16 protein-coding genes are annotated in these 15854 nt (G+C 54.6%); 9 read left to right on the top strand and 7 right to left on the bottom strand.

All coding sequences use genetic code 11. From position 1 onward, the window contains the following. The first annotated feature begins 13 nt into the window (after window positions 1-13). The 3 genes from deoD to ACFFLD_RS07575 all read left to right on the top strand — a co-directional run bounded on the left by deoD (window position 14) and on the right by ACFFLD_RS07575 (window position 2447). Window positions 14-739, top strand: a complete 726-nt coding sequence (deoD, locus tag ACFFLD_RS07585) for a purine-nucleoside phosphorylase (protein ID WP_386038776.1) — start codon at window positions 14-16, stop codon at window positions 737-739. Between the two features lie 41 nt (window positions 740-780). After that, window positions 781-1188, top strand: a complete 408-nt coding sequence (gene cdd / locus ACFFLD_RS07580) for a cytidine deaminase (RefSeq protein ID WP_386038774.1) — start codon at window positions 781-783, stop codon at window positions 1186-1188. A 134-nt stretch (window positions 1189-1322) separates the two neighbouring features. Continuing rightward, entirely contained in the window at window positions 1323-2447 is a 1125-nt protein-coding gene (locus tag ACFFLD_RS07575; protein ID WP_386038773.1) for an aminotransferase class V-fold PLP-dependent enzyme, read from the top strand. A 58-nt stretch (window positions 2448-2505) separates the two neighbouring features. Here ACFFLD_RS07575 and ACFFLD_RS07570 read toward each other — a convergent pair whose 3' ends face one another. Together ACFFLD_RS07570 and ACFFLD_RS07565 are read right to left on the bottom strand one after the other, a co-directional pair. Continuing rightward, complete coding sequence (locus ACFFLD_RS07570; protein ID WP_386038771.1) at window positions 2506-3195, bottom strand: CBS domain-containing protein; 690 nt, start codon at window positions 3193-3195, stop codon at window positions 2506-2508. 213 nt (window positions 3196-3408) lie between these two features. Next, window positions 3409-4842: a hypothetical protein gene (locus ACFFLD_RS07565; protein WP_386038769.1), complete on the bottom strand. Its 1434-nt coding sequence runs from the start codon at window positions 4840-4842 to the stop codon at window positions 3409-3411. Window positions 4843-4957: 115 nt separating this feature from the next. On the opposite strand from ACFFLD_RS07565, the gene ACFFLD_RS07560 reads away from it, so the two are divergent. Both ACFFLD_RS07560 and ACFFLD_RS07555 read left to right on the top strand, forming a co-directional pair. Then, entirely contained in the window at window positions 4958-6028 is a 1071-nt protein-coding gene (locus tag ACFFLD_RS07560; protein ID WP_386038767.1) for a J domain-containing protein, read from the top strand. Between the two features lie 149 nt (window positions 6029-6177). After that, window positions 6178-6609, top strand: a complete 432-nt coding sequence (locus ACFFLD_RS07555; RefSeq protein WP_386038765.1) for a hypothetical protein — start codon at window positions 6178-6180, stop codon at window positions 6607-6609. Here the strand turns inward: ACFFLD_RS07555 and ACFFLD_RS07550 are convergent. Next, window positions 6526-9030, bottom strand: a complete 2505-nt coding sequence (locus tag ACFFLD_RS07550; RefSeq protein WP_386038763.1) for a mechanosensitive ion channel domain-containing protein — start codon at window positions 9028-9030, stop codon at window positions 6526-6528. The genes ACFFLD_RS07555 and ACFFLD_RS07550 overlap by 84 nt on opposite strands. Window positions 9031-9154: 124 nt before the next feature. Between ACFFLD_RS07550 and ACFFLD_RS07545 the strand changes: the two genes are divergently transcribed. Continuing rightward, complete coding sequence (locus ACFFLD_RS07545) at window positions 9155-10186, top strand: amidoligase family protein (RefSeq protein WP_386038761.1); 1032 nt, start codon at window positions 9155-9157, stop codon at window positions 10184-10186. A 40-nt stretch (window positions 10187-10226) separates the two neighbouring features. Next, on the top strand, window positions 10227-10907 hold the full coding sequence (locus ACFFLD_RS07540; RefSeq protein ID WP_386038759.1) for a gamma-glutamyl-gamma-aminobutyrate hydrolase family protein: 681 nt from the start codon (window positions 10227-10229) through the stop codon (window positions 10905-10907). A gap of 7 nt (window positions 10908-10914) precedes the next feature. Here ACFFLD_RS07540 and tpx read toward each other — a convergent pair whose 3' ends face one another. After that, window positions 10915-11415 (bottom strand): thiol peroxidase, encoded by a 501-nt coding sequence (gene tpx / locus ACFFLD_RS07535; RefSeq protein ID WP_386038757.1) that lies wholly within the window; start codon window positions 11413-11415, stop codon window positions 10915-10917. A gap of 245 nt (window positions 11416-11660) precedes the next feature. Between tpx and ACFFLD_RS07530 the strand changes: the two genes are divergently transcribed. Next, window positions 11661-12377, top strand: coding sequence for a glutamine amidotransferase (locus ACFFLD_RS07530; protein WP_386038755.1), 717 nt, complete (start codon window positions 11661-11663; stop codon window positions 12375-12377). 33 nt (window positions 12378-12410) lie between these two features. Here the strand turns inward: ACFFLD_RS07530 and nfi are convergent, their stop codons facing one another. The 3 genes from nfi to ACFFLD_RS07515 form a co-directional block, all read right to left on the bottom strand. Beyond that, a complete protein-coding gene (gene nfi / locus ACFFLD_RS07525) occupies window positions 12411-13097 on the bottom strand; it encodes a deoxyribonuclease V (protein WP_386038753.1) in 687 nt (228 codons plus the stop codon). A 170-nt stretch (window positions 13098-13267) separates the two neighbouring features. Continuing rightward, on the bottom strand, window positions 13268-14980 hold the full coding sequence (locus ACFFLD_RS07520; protein WP_386038751.1) for a DEAD/DEAH box helicase: 1713 nt from the start codon (window positions 14978-14980) through the stop codon (window positions 13268-13270). 92 nt (window positions 14981-15072) lie between these two features. Next, on the bottom strand, window positions 15073-15261 hold the full coding sequence (locus ACFFLD_RS07515; RefSeq protein ID WP_386038749.1) for a hypothetical protein: 189 nt from the start codon (window positions 15259-15261) through the stop codon (window positions 15073-15075). Between the two features lie 252 nt (window positions 15262-15513). On the opposite strand from ACFFLD_RS07515, the gene ACFFLD_RS07510 reads away from it, so the two are divergent. After that, window positions 15514-15711 carry a CsbD family protein gene (locus ACFFLD_RS07510; protein WP_386038747.1) on the top strand — a complete coding sequence of 66 codons (198 nt, stop codon included), beginning with the start codon at window positions 15514-15516 and terminating at the stop codon, window positions 15709-15711. The last annotated feature ends 143 nt before the right edge of the window (window positions 15712-15854 follow it).

The raw sequence follows: 15854 nt of genomic DNA, 5'->3' as shown, positions 1-15854 counted from the left end.
AAGGAGATTTTCGATGGCTACCCCTCATATTAACGCTGCCCCCGGCGATTTTGCTGATACCGTGCTGATGCCGGGTGACCCGCTGCGCGCCAAGTACATCGCCGATACCTACCTGGAGAACGTTCGCCAGGTGAACGATGTGCGCAATATGTTCGGCTATACCGGCACCTACCAGGGCCGCGAAATTTCCGTGATGGGCCACGGTATGGGTATTCCGTCGGTCTCCATCTACGCCAAAGAGCTAATCACCGACTACGGCGTTAAATCACTAATTCGTGTGGGCTCCTGCGGCGCAGTGCGCGACGACGTTAACGTGCGCGATGTGGTGATCGGCATGGGTGCCAGCACCGATTCCAAAGTGAACCGCATGCGCTTTAATGACCACGACTTCGCCGCGATTGCTGACTTCGAGCTGACCCAGCACGCTGTTGCAGCTGCCAAAGCCAAGAACGTGCCGGTAAAAGTGGGCAATATTTTTTCAGCGGACTTGTTCTATAACCCGCAAACCGAGATGGCTGAAATGCTGAAGCGTTACGGCATTGTGGGCGTCGAAATGGAAGCCGCAGGGCTTTATGGTGTTGCCGCCGAGTTTGGCGCCCGCGCCATGACTATCTGCACGGTGTCGGATCATATTTTGAAGGGCGAATCGCTCTCCAGCGCCGATCGTCAAACCACCTTCGACGACATGATGTTGATTGCACTGGATACCGTGCTTCGCGACGACGCTGCCCGCGCCTAGAACGTCGAAAAGAGGACGTTGAAGTGGCCAAAGGAGAAATGATGGACCAAGTATCAGAAGAGATCGTTCAGAAGTTATTCAGCGCGCGGGCTAACGCCTATGTGCCCTACTCCGCGCATCCGGTAGCGTCGGTCATGGTCAGTCCCGATGGTCAGCAGTTTGTAGGTACTAACGTGGAAGTGGCGCACTATAAAGGCTTATGTGCTGAGGCGTCGGCCATTTCCGCCATGGTAACCGCAGGACAGCGTCAGTTGACTACCGTTTATGTCATGGGGCCAGGCGATCATCTATGTACACCCTGCGGTGACTGCCGCCAGCGTATTCGTGAATTCGCGACACCCGACACCCAGATCAACGTACTGTCTGGTAGTGGCGAACTGCTAAAAACCTACACCATGGAAACGCTACTGCCCGATGCCTTCGGCCCCGAGCAATTGCCACCGCGTTAATCCCGCCTTCCTGACCGCCAAGACCAGCCCCTAGCGGGCTGGTCTTGTGCGTTTATAGCTCGTACTCTTAGCAACCAGCTCTATCACTTCTCAACGAGTGCTGACAAAAGCACACCACCTCCTTGGAGAACGCCATGGCCGGTTTACTGCCCAACGTCGACCCCGACGGCTTGCTTGAGTACTCAGTCGTCTATACCGACCGCTCACTGAATCACATGTCACAGCAATTTCAGACGGTGATGCGCGACATTTCCACCACGCTGAAAGAGGTGTACAACGCACACTCGGCGGTCATCGTGCCGGGCAGTGGCACCTTTGGCATGGAGGCCGTCGCGCGTCAGTTTGCCCTTAAACAGAACACCCTGGTCATTCGCAACGGCTGGTTTAGCTATCGCTGGACTCAGATCATCGAAATGGGCCATTTGACCGATCAGCATACGGTGCTCAAGGCGCGCCGAGTGGATGAAGGTGATCCCCAATCACCCTTTGTTCCCGTCCCCGCCGAGGAAGCAGCCGAGCGTATCCGCCAGGAAAAACCCGCGGTGGTGTTTGCTCCCCAAGTAGAAACCTCTGCCGGTTTATTGCTCCCCGATGATTATATTCGCAGCGTCGCAAAAGCCACACGCGACATTGGCGGCTTGTTTGTATTGGATGCCATTGCCGCGGGCACACTGTGGGTCGATATGCAGGACTTGGGCGTTGATGTAGTGGTCAGCGCACCGCAAAAGGGCTGGAGCGGGTCGCCCTGTTGCGCCATGGTCATGTTGTCCGAGCGTGCCACGCAGCGGTTGGGAGAGACCCAAAGCAACAGTTTTGCCTGCGATCTAGGCAAATGGCACGCCATCATGCAGGCTTACGAAAATGGCGGCCACGCGTACCATGCCACCATGCCCACGGACGCTCTGCGCCAGCTGCGCGACATCATGCAGGAAACACGCGAGTACGGCTTTGCCAAAGTGAAAGATGAGCAGCAGACCATTGGTCATGACGTACGCGCCATGCTGAAAAAGCACGGCTTTATCAGCGTGGCAGGCGAAGGTTATGAAGCACCGGGCGTGGTGGTGTGCTATACCGACGACGCCGGGCTGGTAGGCAAGCTTGCCCAGGCGGGCGTTCAAGTGGCGGGCGGCGTACCGCTAATGTGCGATGAAGGCGATCAGTTCCAGACGTTCCGTATTGGCCTGTTTGGACTCGATAAGCTGCACCACACTGAGCGCAGCGTGGAAAGCTTAGAGAAGGCAATTAATACGGTCACGTAAAACAACAAAGCCCGTTATTAAAAAATAACGGGCTTTACTAACTAATAGCGTAACAAGGCTACATATACCCTACGCCCCGCGGCATCATTCCCAAGTGATTTTCGACTCGGCTAACCCCTGGTACGTTTTCCGCGGCTACCGTCACTGCCTGCTTCTGTGCAAGCGACTCAACCAAGCCCCAAATTTCCACTGTTCCGCCATTCACAATCACACTAATGCCCTCTACCTGAACACCGGTATTGGTCTTCACCTCGGTGAGTATGGCCTCACGAGTGTGCCGGTCATCCGTGGGTGACTGAGTCGAGGCGACCGGCGCATTGGCAAGACCTTGCAGTAGATTAGCGCGACTAACGATACCCACCAACTTACCCTCACGCACCACAGGAACGCGTTTGATATGGTGCTTTTCCAACAGCCTCGCAATACTGTGAATGGGAGTATTTTCATCAACTGTCAGTGGGTTCGGGGTCATAGCTTCGTGTGCCTTACGACCATGAGATTTCACATAATCCGCGGCATCTTTGCCACCGGCAAACAGCGATAACCACCAGGAGTGAGCATGGTCACCGTTATCCTGTACCCGGCGCATCAAATCGCCTTCACTGACGATACCGATAACGCGCTGGTCCTCGTCGACCACAGGCACCGCGCTGATACGATGCGCCAGCAGTAGCTCTGCAATCTCACGTACGTCGGCGTTGCGGCCCACACTCACCACATTGGGAGTCATGATATCGATCGCTTGCATTGTCGTCTCCTTGCCGCCGACCCATTTGTCAGCCGCTCAAGACAGTCTTTTACGTCTGCGCTTAACAAGGCTGAAGCTAAAGACTGAATCGCAGAGGCAGGAAGCTCTGCTTGTTCCTTGAGCCTAGTCCGTTGCTTTCGATATGCCCATGCTGGCGGGTTATTTTTCATCCCGTGTTGCGGTTATCTTGATCCAACGCAGGTTTGTACCCATTTACGTTATGTCTTGTTTCGCGGCACTGCTCTCTTCCACTTTCTCAACGTCGACAATACCCGAGCGGCTGACGACGACTTTCCAACGTGCAAGGTAAGGTGTGTCTTCGCTGCCTGTCTCACGAACCACCAGGTTAAACAGGTGCCGCCGTTCGACACTTTCGCGGACCGCTTGGCCATCTTTAAGGCGGTAGATGTGATGCTTGCCTTTACTCATTAACCGCGTGAGCATCGAAATATCTATATTCAGCGTTTCGCGGGTGTGCTCGTAACCACTTAGAAAGCGTGTGGGCGACATGCGCGACCTCGAGCGATAGTGCAGCACCATCTCCTCGCGCTGGGCCACCGTGCGGCGGCGCATTTTTTGAATATCTTCGTCCAGCGATAAAAAGCGCTTGTAGTCAAACCACTCTAACTGGCGACCGACGGTCGCATGCTGCGTCGGGTCGAGATATTGACGACGCCATTTGGGGCGCCCTTTACGTAGCAGGCGCCACATGGTGTTGCGTAAATCATCCTTAAATACTTCGCGCATGGCGTAGAGCAACGCCATGGCTAATATAAACAGCGCGGAAATATCTCCCAGCGCGTTCCGTATCTCCAGCACCCCTAACGTCACAAACCCCATGACTACCGCGGTGGCCAGGGCTTTAACGGCCTTCTGCTCACCGTTTCCAAGCTCCAGAGACTGCTGCTTTAACGTAATGGGATGCTCAATCAAACGCCGCAACAAACGCATTTTATTCGACATGCGAGTGGGGTCGTTCATCACCCGCTCAGCGTTATACTGTTGTTCTCGCCGATACTCACTTTCACGGTGACAAACGCTGATAAAGCGTCGACGAACCTCGGTAAATTCCCCACCCCTGGGCATATGCGCCACCAGCGCCAATAGCTGCTGCTCGGTAAACCAGGAAAGGTAATTATCAATATTGGCAAAATACTTATAGAGACTGTCATCGCTGGGCTGATGGCGACGCAGGCGTTTCAAAATACCGTCGCTTAAGTCAATTGTTTCCTGCAATTGATCGCCTAAAGTAACCGCCTCTTGTTGGGTTGCATCGTTATCTGTTCGCTCTTCTTGACGGGCATGGCGCAGTTTATTGGCACTTAACAGCATCGTTTGGATAGTATGTTCCATCGCTTCCACGTACTGGTAAGCGTAGAGGCTTAAACTCAATCGATACGAGTCGCTACCGAGTCGGTTGCGGCTGGCCAGCCGACTATGCACCAGCGGCAGGATATACTCATCACTGTAGTAGGTACGCGAGACATGAATCGCCGAATGATAAAAAGCTTCTTCGGAAATAAGCTGGGTGCTTAGCCCTAATTCACCGGGGACAAAAAGATAGATGTCGAGAGTATGTGATGTCTCTTCCTTGAGCCGCCGGGTAAGGCGCAACTGAAAGCTATTTTTGCGCTTAACGTTGATCAACTCGCCAATCTCCTACTCCTTTGCCTAACGTGATGATATACCATGGTTAACATTATTATGATGCCGACCCTCAACCACTGCTCGGTGCTCACCTCTTCATCTGTGGAGCTAGGAAATGTCCATTGCCCGTTTTTCACCCTTTGAACTGCTGCTACTCAAGAGCCGCAGTCAAGTGGATACGGCAACACTGCTGCTATTAGCGTGGGTGCTGGTGCACCGACAACACGTTTCTGAAGGTCAGCGACGTCGGCGTCTGGCCCAGGTCACCGCGCAGTTTCGGCACGGACATGAGTTGGGCCCGGTCATGAGCATTGCCCATAGCCAGGACTTGCAGGCGATTCAGTTAGCGGCGGAAGTCGTTCGTAAAGAGTGCGGTAAAGAGCGCAGTCTGAGCGTTATCCATCAAGCGATAACAGTGGCCACCGATGACGGTGAACTGTCGCTGGCCAACCACTATATTCTGCGCTTTTTGGCAGACTTGCTGGCTATTCCTCCCACGACGTTGAATAGTTTATTTTTGGAGCTGACGGGCATTACGCTGACGCCCCCTGAAGACCCGAGTCGGGATAGCTACTGGCAAGTCCACGACCCAGAATACCATGCACGTAAAGCGCGCGAAGCGAAGGCGGCGGAAGAACATCAACAACAGGCCAATGCACGGGCAGAACAGCAGCAACGGCAAAAAGAACAGCGCCACCAACAGAAGCAGCAAAAGCAGCAGGAAAAGCAGCAACGTCAGGAAGAGGCGCGCCAAGCAAAAGAGCGAGAACAAAAGCGTCAGCAGGAACAAGCACAGCAGCGAAAGCGCGAGCAGACCGAGCGTGAACAGCAGCGCTCTCACCAGCAACATTCATCTCAACGAGGTTCCCAGCAGCAGGGTTCTGACCACCATCGTTCTCAGCAGCAAGACTCTCAACGACAGGGCTCTCAACGACAGGGCTCGCACCATGACCAGCGCCGTCAGCAGCGCCCGTCCTCACCTCCTGACCGCACGACAAGGGCATTGTCGGTATTAGGACTGACTCCCGGCGCTAGCCGTATCGAGGTTCGCCACGCCTATCGTCGTATGGCGCAACTACACCATCCAGACCGTTTCTATTCAGAAAGCGAACATCAAGTCGCGTTAGCCTCGGCGCGTTTTCAGCGTATAAAAAACGCCTATGATTATTTGATGCAAAGTTACTGAGGCTATGCAACGCTAATGGGTGTGCCTTTTAGCCAGGTCATCCCGCTCATGACCAACAAGAACAGGTCTTAAAAGAGCATTGTTTACAAGAACACTGCTTACAAAAACACTGTTTACAAGAACATGGCCTACGAGAAACGATTGCCCCTATGCGCGATTTGTACCAGCGCCTCGCGGTTTCCCCCGAGGCTAATGACCAAGATATCAACCAAGCTGTGGCGAACTGCCAGCATAGTGCACTACGCCAGGATGCCGAGGCCGTTTTTGCCGTTGCCGAGCGCCGCGAAGCCTACGATACGCTGCATGATACCGTGAGCGATATTGGTAGGCTGCGAGCACGCTTGGGGCTAAGCCACGGTGCACATTGGCAAGGTGATGTCGCCAACGACTTCTCTTTACCGCCTGATCACGCCATTTCGCGCCATGATGAGCTGGTTGATCGCGTTAGCCACGCGGTGTCACTGTATAACCGCTGGCGACGGTTGCGGGGCCCCTGGTTACTCATCGCCGTTTTCGCCGCTGGAGCGGGCATAGGTATCGGCCTTGGGCTTGCCTTGTGCCTTGGGCTTGTGGCGATGTGAGGCGGCTCGCTCGGAGATCGCCTCGCGTTTTTGCTCCTGCTCATCGCGACGGATTTCTGCCTTCGTAGGCCGCGGGGCGGGCTTAGGTGGCGCAGGCTTTTTATGGTGTTCATTCCCCTGTTGGTTATCGGCCTCTTCCTGCCCTGCCTCCTGATCCTGCTCTGGCGGCTCATTTTCAAGTGAGAATGACATGCCTGCCTCGCCCTCCATGCGATCCTCGGAGCGCGCCTCCATACTGACACTAAGGCGCGGTACGCCAAGGTCAATCTCTTGCTCTTCCATCCGCTGTTTGAGCAATAGGTTGAACGCACGCGATACATCCCACTGCATTTCCGGCGCGGTGCGAAAGCGCATGCGCAGGACGGGACAACCATCCTCAAAGCCTTGGACGCCCTGCATTTCCAGTGGCGACCAGATGTAATGTCGCATCATTGGATCACGGCGCAGTTCCTGGGCGGTCTCCTGCATGAGCGTAATCGCATCGTCGATCTTCATGTCGTAGGGAATACGGATCCGCATCAGCGCGATACCGAACTGGCGCGACATGTTATGAATCGACTCAATACGACTAAAAGTGATGATATGTACCACGCCATCCAGATCCCGCAAACGTACCGTACGCAGCGTAAGCCCTTCGACCGTGCCCATATGATTATTAATTTGCACAAAATCATCTACCGCTAGCGAGTCCTCAATCAAAATAAAGATGCCGGTGATTAAATCCTGAACCAGCGTCTGGGCACCAAAACCGATCGCCAAACCAATCACACCGGCACCGGCCAGCAGCGGCGTCACGTTGACCCCCAAGTTCGCCAACCCGGCGATAACGGCAATAATCAAAATGGTCACGAAGATGACGTTGCGAATCATCGGGGTAATGGTTTGTGCCCGGGCCTGATTGACCCGCCGCCCCCGCGAGCGCGCCGACGACATCAACGCACGCTGAATAGCGGTATCAGCGAAAATCCACACCAGCCACGCCAATAATACGGTGGCGCCCAGGCTCATCAGCGCTTGACCGATGCGCGCACTGGCCACGGCCTGCTGGCCCAGGCCAAAAAACGAACTGCCCCATACCTGCATCGAGAGTTCTGCAAATACCATCCAGGCACAAATATGGGCCAACACAAAACCAAATCGCTCCAGGCGCTTGCGGTACTGGCTAGAACGATGGCGATGGCGACGCTTGCCAATTCGCTCGGCCTGACGACGAAGCAGGCCGGTCACTACCAGCGTTAGCACCAGCAGACTCGCCGAAATAATCGAACGTGCCAGCGCGGTTCCAACATCCCCAACGGTGATAAAGATCGCTAGCAGCGAACCAAACACCAACAGCAGCGCCGGGATGTGCCAAAGCCCCCCCAGTGAACGGATCATCTCCACCGCAGTGCTTGCATCACGCCGCTGCTTGAACGGTCGGTTGCAAATCAAATGGCGCACGGGACGCTTGAATTTAATAATAAACCGCGCTGCCAGCACCGCTGCCAGCATATTGGAGAGCACCGACACCAGGCTCGACAGTTCGCTGCCCAACATCTCGACTAAACGAGTTGAATTCACCGCATCGCCGAGAGCGATCAACGCACCAATCACAAACAACCCTCGCAGGGCGCGCTGCTGGAGCAGTTGCACAGCGGTAAAACGGTGACCACGACTAAAGAACGCGATGACGGTTTCAAACACCACCGACAACGCCCGCCCGCACAGGCAGATATAAGCCACCACCAGCACCAAGGTTCGACCTGGGCTTGGCGGCAGTACTTGGCCAATTCCCAAGGTGATAGCAAATGCCAACGCCCAAGGCAGCATGCGGCGTAAAAAGTGCGCAGCGAGTAGCCAGGCTTTGGGGTCTCGAGGAAGATCAAGCGGCCAATTTCGCTGGGTCGCCACCATGCGTCCAAAGGCGATCATTGCCACCAACAGCACGATCCAGATCATCGCTAATATGGTCCCCTCGACCACGGCACGAACGGCCTCTCCCTGCTGAGCATCGTCATTTAGGGCGCGCAGATCCTCAATCCCCTGCACCAGCTGTCGAGACCACTCGTCCACCGGCGAGTCACCCGCCTGGGCCTGATCCCCAAGATCACTTAACGTGTCAGCAAGAGCCCCCAGCAGCCCTTGGCGCACCACGCCTTCATCTTCACTGGCTGCATCCGCGGTCACCTGCAACTCACGCAGCGATGCAAGTAGCTCGTTACGGCGCTCCTCGTTTTCAAGCATGGTGATGACATCCGTCAACGACGCCTGAAATTCGTCGCCGCTAATCTGGGCAGCTTCTTCCTCACCGCCTCCGCCCAGGCTGGGTAACGACACCGTTTGTGCGTATGCCTGGGTGAGCGTCATGCTCGGCAGTATTAGGCTCGCCAATACAAAGAGGACGGCACCTATTACCGTATTGATTAACCTGTGCTGTCGCACGCCTTACTCCTAAATTTGGTCTAGATGGCGCTCTGCATATTGCTTCTCACCTGACGAATACACTTAGTCTCAGCGCTGATTATGATAGGCTGAACACTCAAACGTTCACCTCCAGGATGCCGAGATGACGCTACAAGCTCCACCGAACCGCGAAAACAGTCGTGGGAACATTCGGCAAGTCGGCGTCGAAATTGAATTTGCTGGCCTGCCGCCCCGCGATACTGCGCTGATTGTGCGTGAGCTGTTTGGCGGGGAGCTTAACGTGGTAAGCCCTCACCGGCTACTGGTAGAAAATACCCGCTGGGGAGTATTTGGCATTGAGCTTGATACTCAGTATGCACACCCCGACAAAGCGCTGCTTGAAGAGCCGGTGGGTCAAGACAGCGAATGGTCACGTCACCAACACCAGAAGCGGCTCGAATTTCATCAAAAAACACGCGAACTCATTGGCGATATGGTCACTGGCCTGGTGCCTACCGAAATCGTTTGTCCGCCGGTTCCATGGAATGAGCTGGAAGCGCTGGACACTCTATTCGAAGCACTGCGCGAACATGGCGCCAAGGGAACCGATGCCAGTTTGATGTATGGCTTTGGGTTACACCTCAACCCCGAAGTAGAACGCTTTGAGGCCGACTATATACTCGCCATGCTGCGCGCCTATTTACTGCTCGCCAGTTGGCTGCGTGACGAAATCAAGGTCGATATTACGCGTGAAATGCTACCTCACGCGAACCCGTTTCATAAAGCTTATGCGCTTAAAGTGCTCGACACCCGCTATTCTCCCGATTTGGACACCTTGATCGACGATTACCTGCACTACAATCCTACCCGTAATCGCGAGCTGGATATGCTGCCGCTATTTGCCTATTTACGCCCTAACCATGGCCATGAGTTGCTGCATGCTCAACTCACCAAACCACGGCCAACCTTTCACTACCGCTTGCCCAATGCCCAACTTTCACAACCGGGGTGGGGTTCGACAATAGAGTGGAACCGCTGGGTGGAAGTGGAAAAACTGGCTGCCGATCGTGAGAAGTTGCAGGCCCGTTGTGATGAGTACATTGCTGACCATAGTCGCCCAATGGTGACACGGATAAAAGAGAAACTAACCCGGTCTACCAAGAAACTAGGCCACTGGCTAAGTCGTCAGCACTAGCGTTTGTCGTTCATTTTTTTAACAGTGAGTAACTGCCTGCATGTCTCGCCCGCTTATCGGAATTACCACGTCTGATCAGAAAAGCCACTTAGCGTGGTGTTTTGATTGGTTTGCCGTCTGGAGACATGGTGGTAAACCGGTGCGTTTGTCGCCTTCTCGCCCACAGCCCGGTCATCTGGACGGGTTAATCATTGGCGGCGGCGATGATATACAAGCCCACCTTTACGGTGGCGAAGTACAGTTAGACGTGCGTCTAGATCCCGCTCGGGATGAGCTCGAGCTAGCGCTGCTGGAGCGTTTTATTCCGCAACATACCCCCGTATTAGGCATTTGCCGGGGCGCACAATTAATCAATGTGCACTTAGGCGGCACACTTGATCCCGACATCTATACGACGCATGAAGGACTCAAGCGACGACGTACAGTGCTACCCCGCAAAACAGTTGATATTGTCGGCGCCAGCAAGCTACATCGTTTACTCGGGGTAACGTGGTGTCGCGTTAACAGCTTGCATCATCAGGCTGTTTACAAAACCGGGCGGGATATTGAAATCGTCGCCCGGGATCGGGATGGATTAGTGCAGGGTATTGAGTCTCGCCAACACGATTTCTTGATTGGCGTACAATGGCACCCGGAATGGCTGGTGTTTAACCGCCCCCAGCAGCGTTTGATTCGTGCGCTGGTGACGGCATCAAAACGTCATGCTAAACGAGTCGGCTAACAAGACGCTATTTTAGCACCGCCAAGGCGGCATCGTAGTCGGGTTCATTTTTTAATTCGCTGACCAGCTCACTATGAATCACGCGGTTATCGGCATCCAATACCACGACTGCCCGTGCACATAACCCTTCCATGGGGTTATTGCACAACGCCACTCCCCAGGCTTCACGGAACTCGGGATGACGGAAGGTCGATAGTGTTTCAACATTATCCAACCCTTCCGCGCCACAAAAGCGCTTGGCGGCAAACGGCAAGTCGGCAGACACTACCAATACCACCGTATCCGACAGCGTCGACGCCAATTCGTTAAATTGGCGCGTCGACATCGCACAGGTGGGCGTTTCCACGCTGGGAATAATATTGAGCACCTTACGCTGACCGGCATAGGTATCAAGCGTTACATCCAGCATATCGGTATTGGTCAGCGTCAAGCTAGGGGCTGACTGACCTACTTGAGGAATGGACCCAGCGACATCCACCGGTTCGCCTGCGCGGGTAACTTGTTGCATGGCATACTCCTAATGTTATTCAGCATCGACACGTTGTTAAGCATCGACATGTGGTTAAACATTGACGGTAACGCTGATCAAGCGCTGCTTTCAAATGCTCGCAAGAAAGCACCCATGGTAGGCTATTTTGCTCTTCTTGCAGATACACCATGTTCCAGACACACCATGCTCCAGACACACCATGTTGCAGGCACACCCTGCAAGACGCGTTCAATGTTTGCGCTTCATCTCGCGAAGGGAATGATATGACCTGTGTATTGATCGTTAAAACCGGCGACGCTTTTCCGGAAGTAGTTGACCAGCACGGTGATTTTGAAACGCTATTTATGCAGCAGCTTAGCACGGCGTTGCCTGCGCATAGAGAGCTAAAGGTATGGGACGCCCGACAGGGCTCAGCAGCGCCTGCTGTTAATACACTGGCAGGTATTATTATTACCGGCTCGCACAGCATGGTTAGCGACGCCGAGCCTTGGAGTGAAGCGCTAAAGCCTTGGTTGCAAGAGGCGCTCGCAAACGGCACGCCAATGCTTGGAGTATGTTATGGCCACCAATTGATGGCGGCCGCGTTCGGCGGCATAAGCGATTACCATCCGGCAGGCCGCGAAACCGGCACGCACACCGTGCGCCTTACCGGTGCAGGGCGAGAAGATCCATTGTTTAGTCAATTACCAGAACGTTTTGCGGCGCAGTTAACCCACGCGCAATCGGTAATGCAGGCACCACCAGGAAGCACCGTATTGGCGCACAATAAGCACGACGCCCATCAAGCATTGCGCTACGGAGCCAAGCAGTGGAGCGTTCAGTTTCACCCTGAGTTCACGGCCCCCGTCATGCGAGCCTATCTCGAGCGTCAGCGGGATACACTGCTCGACCAGGGCACTGCACCAGACGCTCTACTGGAAAGCGTCGAAGAGTGCCACGCAGCCTCCAGTCTGTTGCGGCGTTTTTTGGAGTTTGTATAGCCTTAGCACTCACGTTAGCAGTAGCACAGTAAGCTACTTTCGCTCATCGCGTCGTGAAGCCAGCCTATCCGCCAACCGGGTGGGTTCAGGCAGCTTGGTACGCCCTAAGCAGCTCATCACCCAGGCAAGTGACGTTTCCAGCGTAATACGGTGTCCTGGTGAGATAAACACCGGCTTAACCTTAGCGCGGGAACGTAAAACGGCACCAATCGTCTCCTTGCCTGCATAAAGCGGCGTCCAGTCGCCGCGCTGCTCGCCCACTTCGCTATATCTGCCGTATAAGCGCGACTTGGCAACGCCAATGGTCGGTAAATCCAGCCACAAGCCCAGGTGCGCCGCCACGCCTAGCCGGCGTGGATGGGCAATTCCCTGACCATCGACCATGACCAGCTCGGGCTTAACCGTCAGTTTTTCGAAGGCACCTAGCGCGGCAGGTATTTCACGAAACGAGAGCAGACCAGGAATATAAGGCATGCGAGTGGGCTCACGGTGAACTACCTGCTCCACTACGCTTAGATCAGGTGCGCTGGAAGCGTCCCATTTCAGCACCACCACCGCGGCCCGTGTGGTATTACCCCTATCTTCAAAGCCAATATCGACGCCGGCAATATGCGAGACAGGCGCCATGCGGTCCGAACTCTCAAGTTTTTTTGCTAACTGCGATTGTAGCGCCCTTGCGTCTTTCGGCGCTAAATCCCACTCATGTAGCGTTGTGGTCATTTCACCTCCCTGTCAATTGACCAATGCTCTTGAACGAACACTACCTGTTACCAAGGCAACAAAAAAATAGGGTAGCAAACAATAAGGTAGCAAAAAAATGCCCCCGCACCAGCAAAGGCACGGGGGCATTGAGAGCGTCTTAGCGGCCGGTAGACGGCCGCTGGTATCGCTTAGGCGCGTTCGCGACGACGAACCGGCGCATCGCCTTCATCACGACGGCGGCGTGGTGCGCGTTCAGCAGGCGCACTGTCTTCGCTGATTTCCAACGGACGACCGGCGACACGAGCACGTGCCATTTTAGCCAGAATCGTCGATGGTAGGCCGCTCGGCAGTTCTACCACAGAGAAAGCGTTACGAATGTCGATACGACCGATACGTGCGCCTTCAATACCGCCTTCATTGGCGAGGGCACCGACCAGTTGACCCGGCTTGACGCCATCTTTATGACCGACGGAGACACGGTAACGGGTCATACCTTCGGTCGGGCCACTTGTCCGTTCGCGACGGGCACTTGGCTTACCGGGGGCGCCATCACGTGAAGGCTTCTCTTTACGCGGAGCTTGTAAACGGCCAATCGGCGCTTCGTCAGCCCGGGCCATCGCAGCAAATGCACAGGTCAAATCGATCGGGTCGTGGCCCTCTTCGATCAACCGCTCGATCAGCGCACGCTGTTCTTCGGCACCTTTGGTCAAGGAGGCGATAACGCGCTGATGGAAAACTTCATCACGATGAGCGCGGATAGCGGCTTCGTCAGGCAGTGGCATTTCTGACATTTTCTGGCCAGTTGCCTGCTCCATCCAGCCCACTTTGCGACCTTCACGGAAACCGGCAAAGGTAATCGCAATACCGCTGCGTCCCGCACGACCGGTACGGCCGATACGGTGCGTGTAGGCTTCGGCATCCTGCGGCAGGTCGTAGTTAATGACGTGGGTAATACGCGGTACGTCAAGACCACGCGCCGCGACATCGGTCGCGATCAACACGTCGACCTTGCTACGCTTCAAACGCGTAATAGTACGCTCACGCAGGCTTTGGTCGAGATCGCCCGACAGACCCGCGGCGTTGACGCCACGTGCCGTTAACTGCTCTACCAATGTGGTACACGCAGCACGAGTGCGCACGAATACGATCGCGGCATCTACTGGCTCAACTTCCAGAATACGTGCCAGTGCTTCAAGCTTGGCGCCACCATCAACGCGGACAATGCGCTGCTCGATGTTTTCACCGGTGGTGGTACGCGACTCGATAGCGACTTTGACCGGATCAACCAGATAACGGTTAACAATGCGCTCAATTTCAGCGGGCAGTGTGGCCGAGAAGAAGACGCGCTGAGCATTTTTCGGGGTATCGGCAACCACGCGTTTAACGTCGTCGATAAAGCCCATACGCAGCATTTCATCAGCTTCATCCAGCACCAGGGCTGACAAGCCATCAAGCTTCAAGCTGCCGCGGTCCAGGTGGTCGATAATCCGACCTGGCGTGCCGACAACTACTTGCGCGCCACGCTTAAGGGCGCCCAACTGCTCACGGTACTCTTGGCCGCCACACAGAGTAGCGACTTCGAGTCCTTTTAAATTCTGACCATATTTACTAAACGATGCTGCTACTTGCTGGGCCAGCTCACGGGTTGGCGCCATGACCAACACCTGGGGTTCGCGGCGCTGAAGTTCCAGACGCGAAAGTAATGGCAGTGCAAAGGCAGCGGTTTTACCCGTACCTGTCTGGGCTTGGCCCAACATATCACGACCTTCCAGTAACGCAGGGATGGTTTGCGCCTGGATAGGAGAAGGGATTACATAGCCCTGTGCTTCAACAGCAGACAGAACGGCAGGCAATAGAGCCAGATCGCCGAAGCTCGGCGAGGCGACAGAAGTCGAGGTCATTAATCACACCTTGGTAGGCCGGCAAGTACCGGCAAAAAACATCAGAAGCGTCTCTGACTCTGATATCGCATAACGGTTTAACAATGAAATCGTTATCGACAACAGGCACCGCCGTAGCGGTCATAGCCATCAATGGAGTCGGAGACGCCGGTCGCACCTAGCATCCGGTTGGCAAACACCGCATTTGCGGGCCAACCGCTGTGGCGACCTTCTGCGCCGATTTCACCCGTGTGGCGAAATACTGGAGGCGCGCCATCTTCACAGCAATGAACATCTAGCAACTGGCGAGATGTTCCCGCAAGCGATTCGGCAAATAACTATTAACAACTACCTATTAATAACTATAACGCTAAACGCTTATCGTCGTGATGGAGGGGTCAACACATGCGAGGAGGGCGCATCCTAACACTGCATTTAGCGTCTTACCAGTAATTTTAACTTGCACCATACTGGATCAACGACTTGCACTCATGCATATTTGGTCTAACCTAAGTAATGCCTAATCAAGTTCACTATTCTCAAGGAGCGATGCTATGAACTGGGATCAAATTGAAGGCAAATGGAAAGAGATGAGAGGCAAGGCCCGCTCAAGCTGGGGCGATCTTACCGACGATGAACTGGATGAAATCGGCGGCAAGAAAGATCAACTGGTTGGTAAGCTGCAGCAACGATATGGGCTTGAACGCGAAGAAGCCGAGCGGCAAGCCGACGACTGGGCTGACAAGCAGTAAGCTGCTTATAAGACTCATTTCATAGCTACAGATGATCTGCTATAGATGATCGGTAGCTGTAACAGCAGTATCCGCTACGTTTATTCCTATTATAAGTTGGCCGCTAAAAAGTGATCGTATCGCTACTTGTATCATTACTGGTA

Origin of the sequence: Vreelandella sulfidaeris (assembly GCF_042429665.1) — a bacterium.
GTDB lineage: Bacteria > Pseudomonadota > Gammaproteobacteria > Pseudomonadales > Halomonadaceae > Vreelandella.
This window is presented reverse-complemented; position numbering and strand designations above follow the sequence as displayed.

What these genes read in the sequence shown, in the direction of transcription:
- deoD (WP_386038776.1), top strand. Translation starts at nt 14, where the DNA reads ATGGCTACCCCTCATATTAACGCTGCCCCCGGCGATTTTGCTGATACC.
- cdd (WP_386038774.1), top strand. Translation starts at nt 781, where the DNA reads ATGGACCAAGTATCAGAAGAGATCGTTCAGAAGTTATTCAGCGCGCGG.
- ACFFLD_RS07575 (WP_386038773.1), top strand. Translation starts at nt 1,323, where the DNA reads ATGGCCGGTTTACTGCCCAACGTCGACCCCGACGGCTTGCTTGAGTAC.
- ACFFLD_RS07570 (WP_386038771.1), bottom strand. Translation starts at nt 3,195, where the DNA reads ATGCAAGCGATCGATATCATGACTCCCAATGTGGTGAGTGTGGGCCGC.
- ACFFLD_RS07560 (WP_386038767.1), top strand. Translation starts at nt 4,958, where the DNA reads ATGTCCATTGCCCGTTTTTCACCCTTTGAACTGCTGCTACTCAAGAGC.
- ACFFLD_RS07555 (WP_386038765.1), top strand. Translation starts at nt 6,178, where the DNA reads ATGCGCGATTTGTACCAGCGCCTCGCGGTTTCCCCCGAGGCTAATGAC.
- ACFFLD_RS07545 (WP_386038761.1), top strand. Translation starts at nt 9,155, where the DNA reads ATGACGCTACAAGCTCCACCGAACCGCGAAAACAGTCGTGGGAACATT.
- ACFFLD_RS07540 (WP_386038759.1), top strand. Translation starts at nt 10,227, where the DNA reads ATGTCTCGCCCGCTTATCGGAATTACCACGTCTGATCAGAAAAGCCAC.
- tpx (WP_386038757.1), bottom strand. Translation starts at nt 11,415, where the DNA reads ATGCAACAAGTTACCCGCGCAGGCGAACCGGTGGATGTCGCTGGGTCC.
- ACFFLD_RS07530 (WP_386038755.1), top strand. Translation starts at nt 11,661, where the DNA reads ATGACCTGTGTATTGATCGTTAAAACCGGCGACGCTTTTCCGGAAGTA.
- nfi (WP_386038753.1), bottom strand. Translation starts at nt 13,097, where the DNA reads ATGACCACAACGCTACATGAGTGGGATTTAGCGCCGAAAGACGCAAGG.
- ACFFLD_RS07520 (WP_386038751.1), bottom strand. Translation starts at nt 14,980, where the DNA reads ATGACCTCGACTTCTGTCGCCTCGCCGAGCTTCGGCGATCTGGCTCTA.
- ACFFLD_RS07510 (WP_386038747.1), top strand. Translation starts at nt 15,514, where the DNA reads ATGAACTGGGATCAAATTGAAGGCAAATGGAAAGAGATGAGAGGCAAG.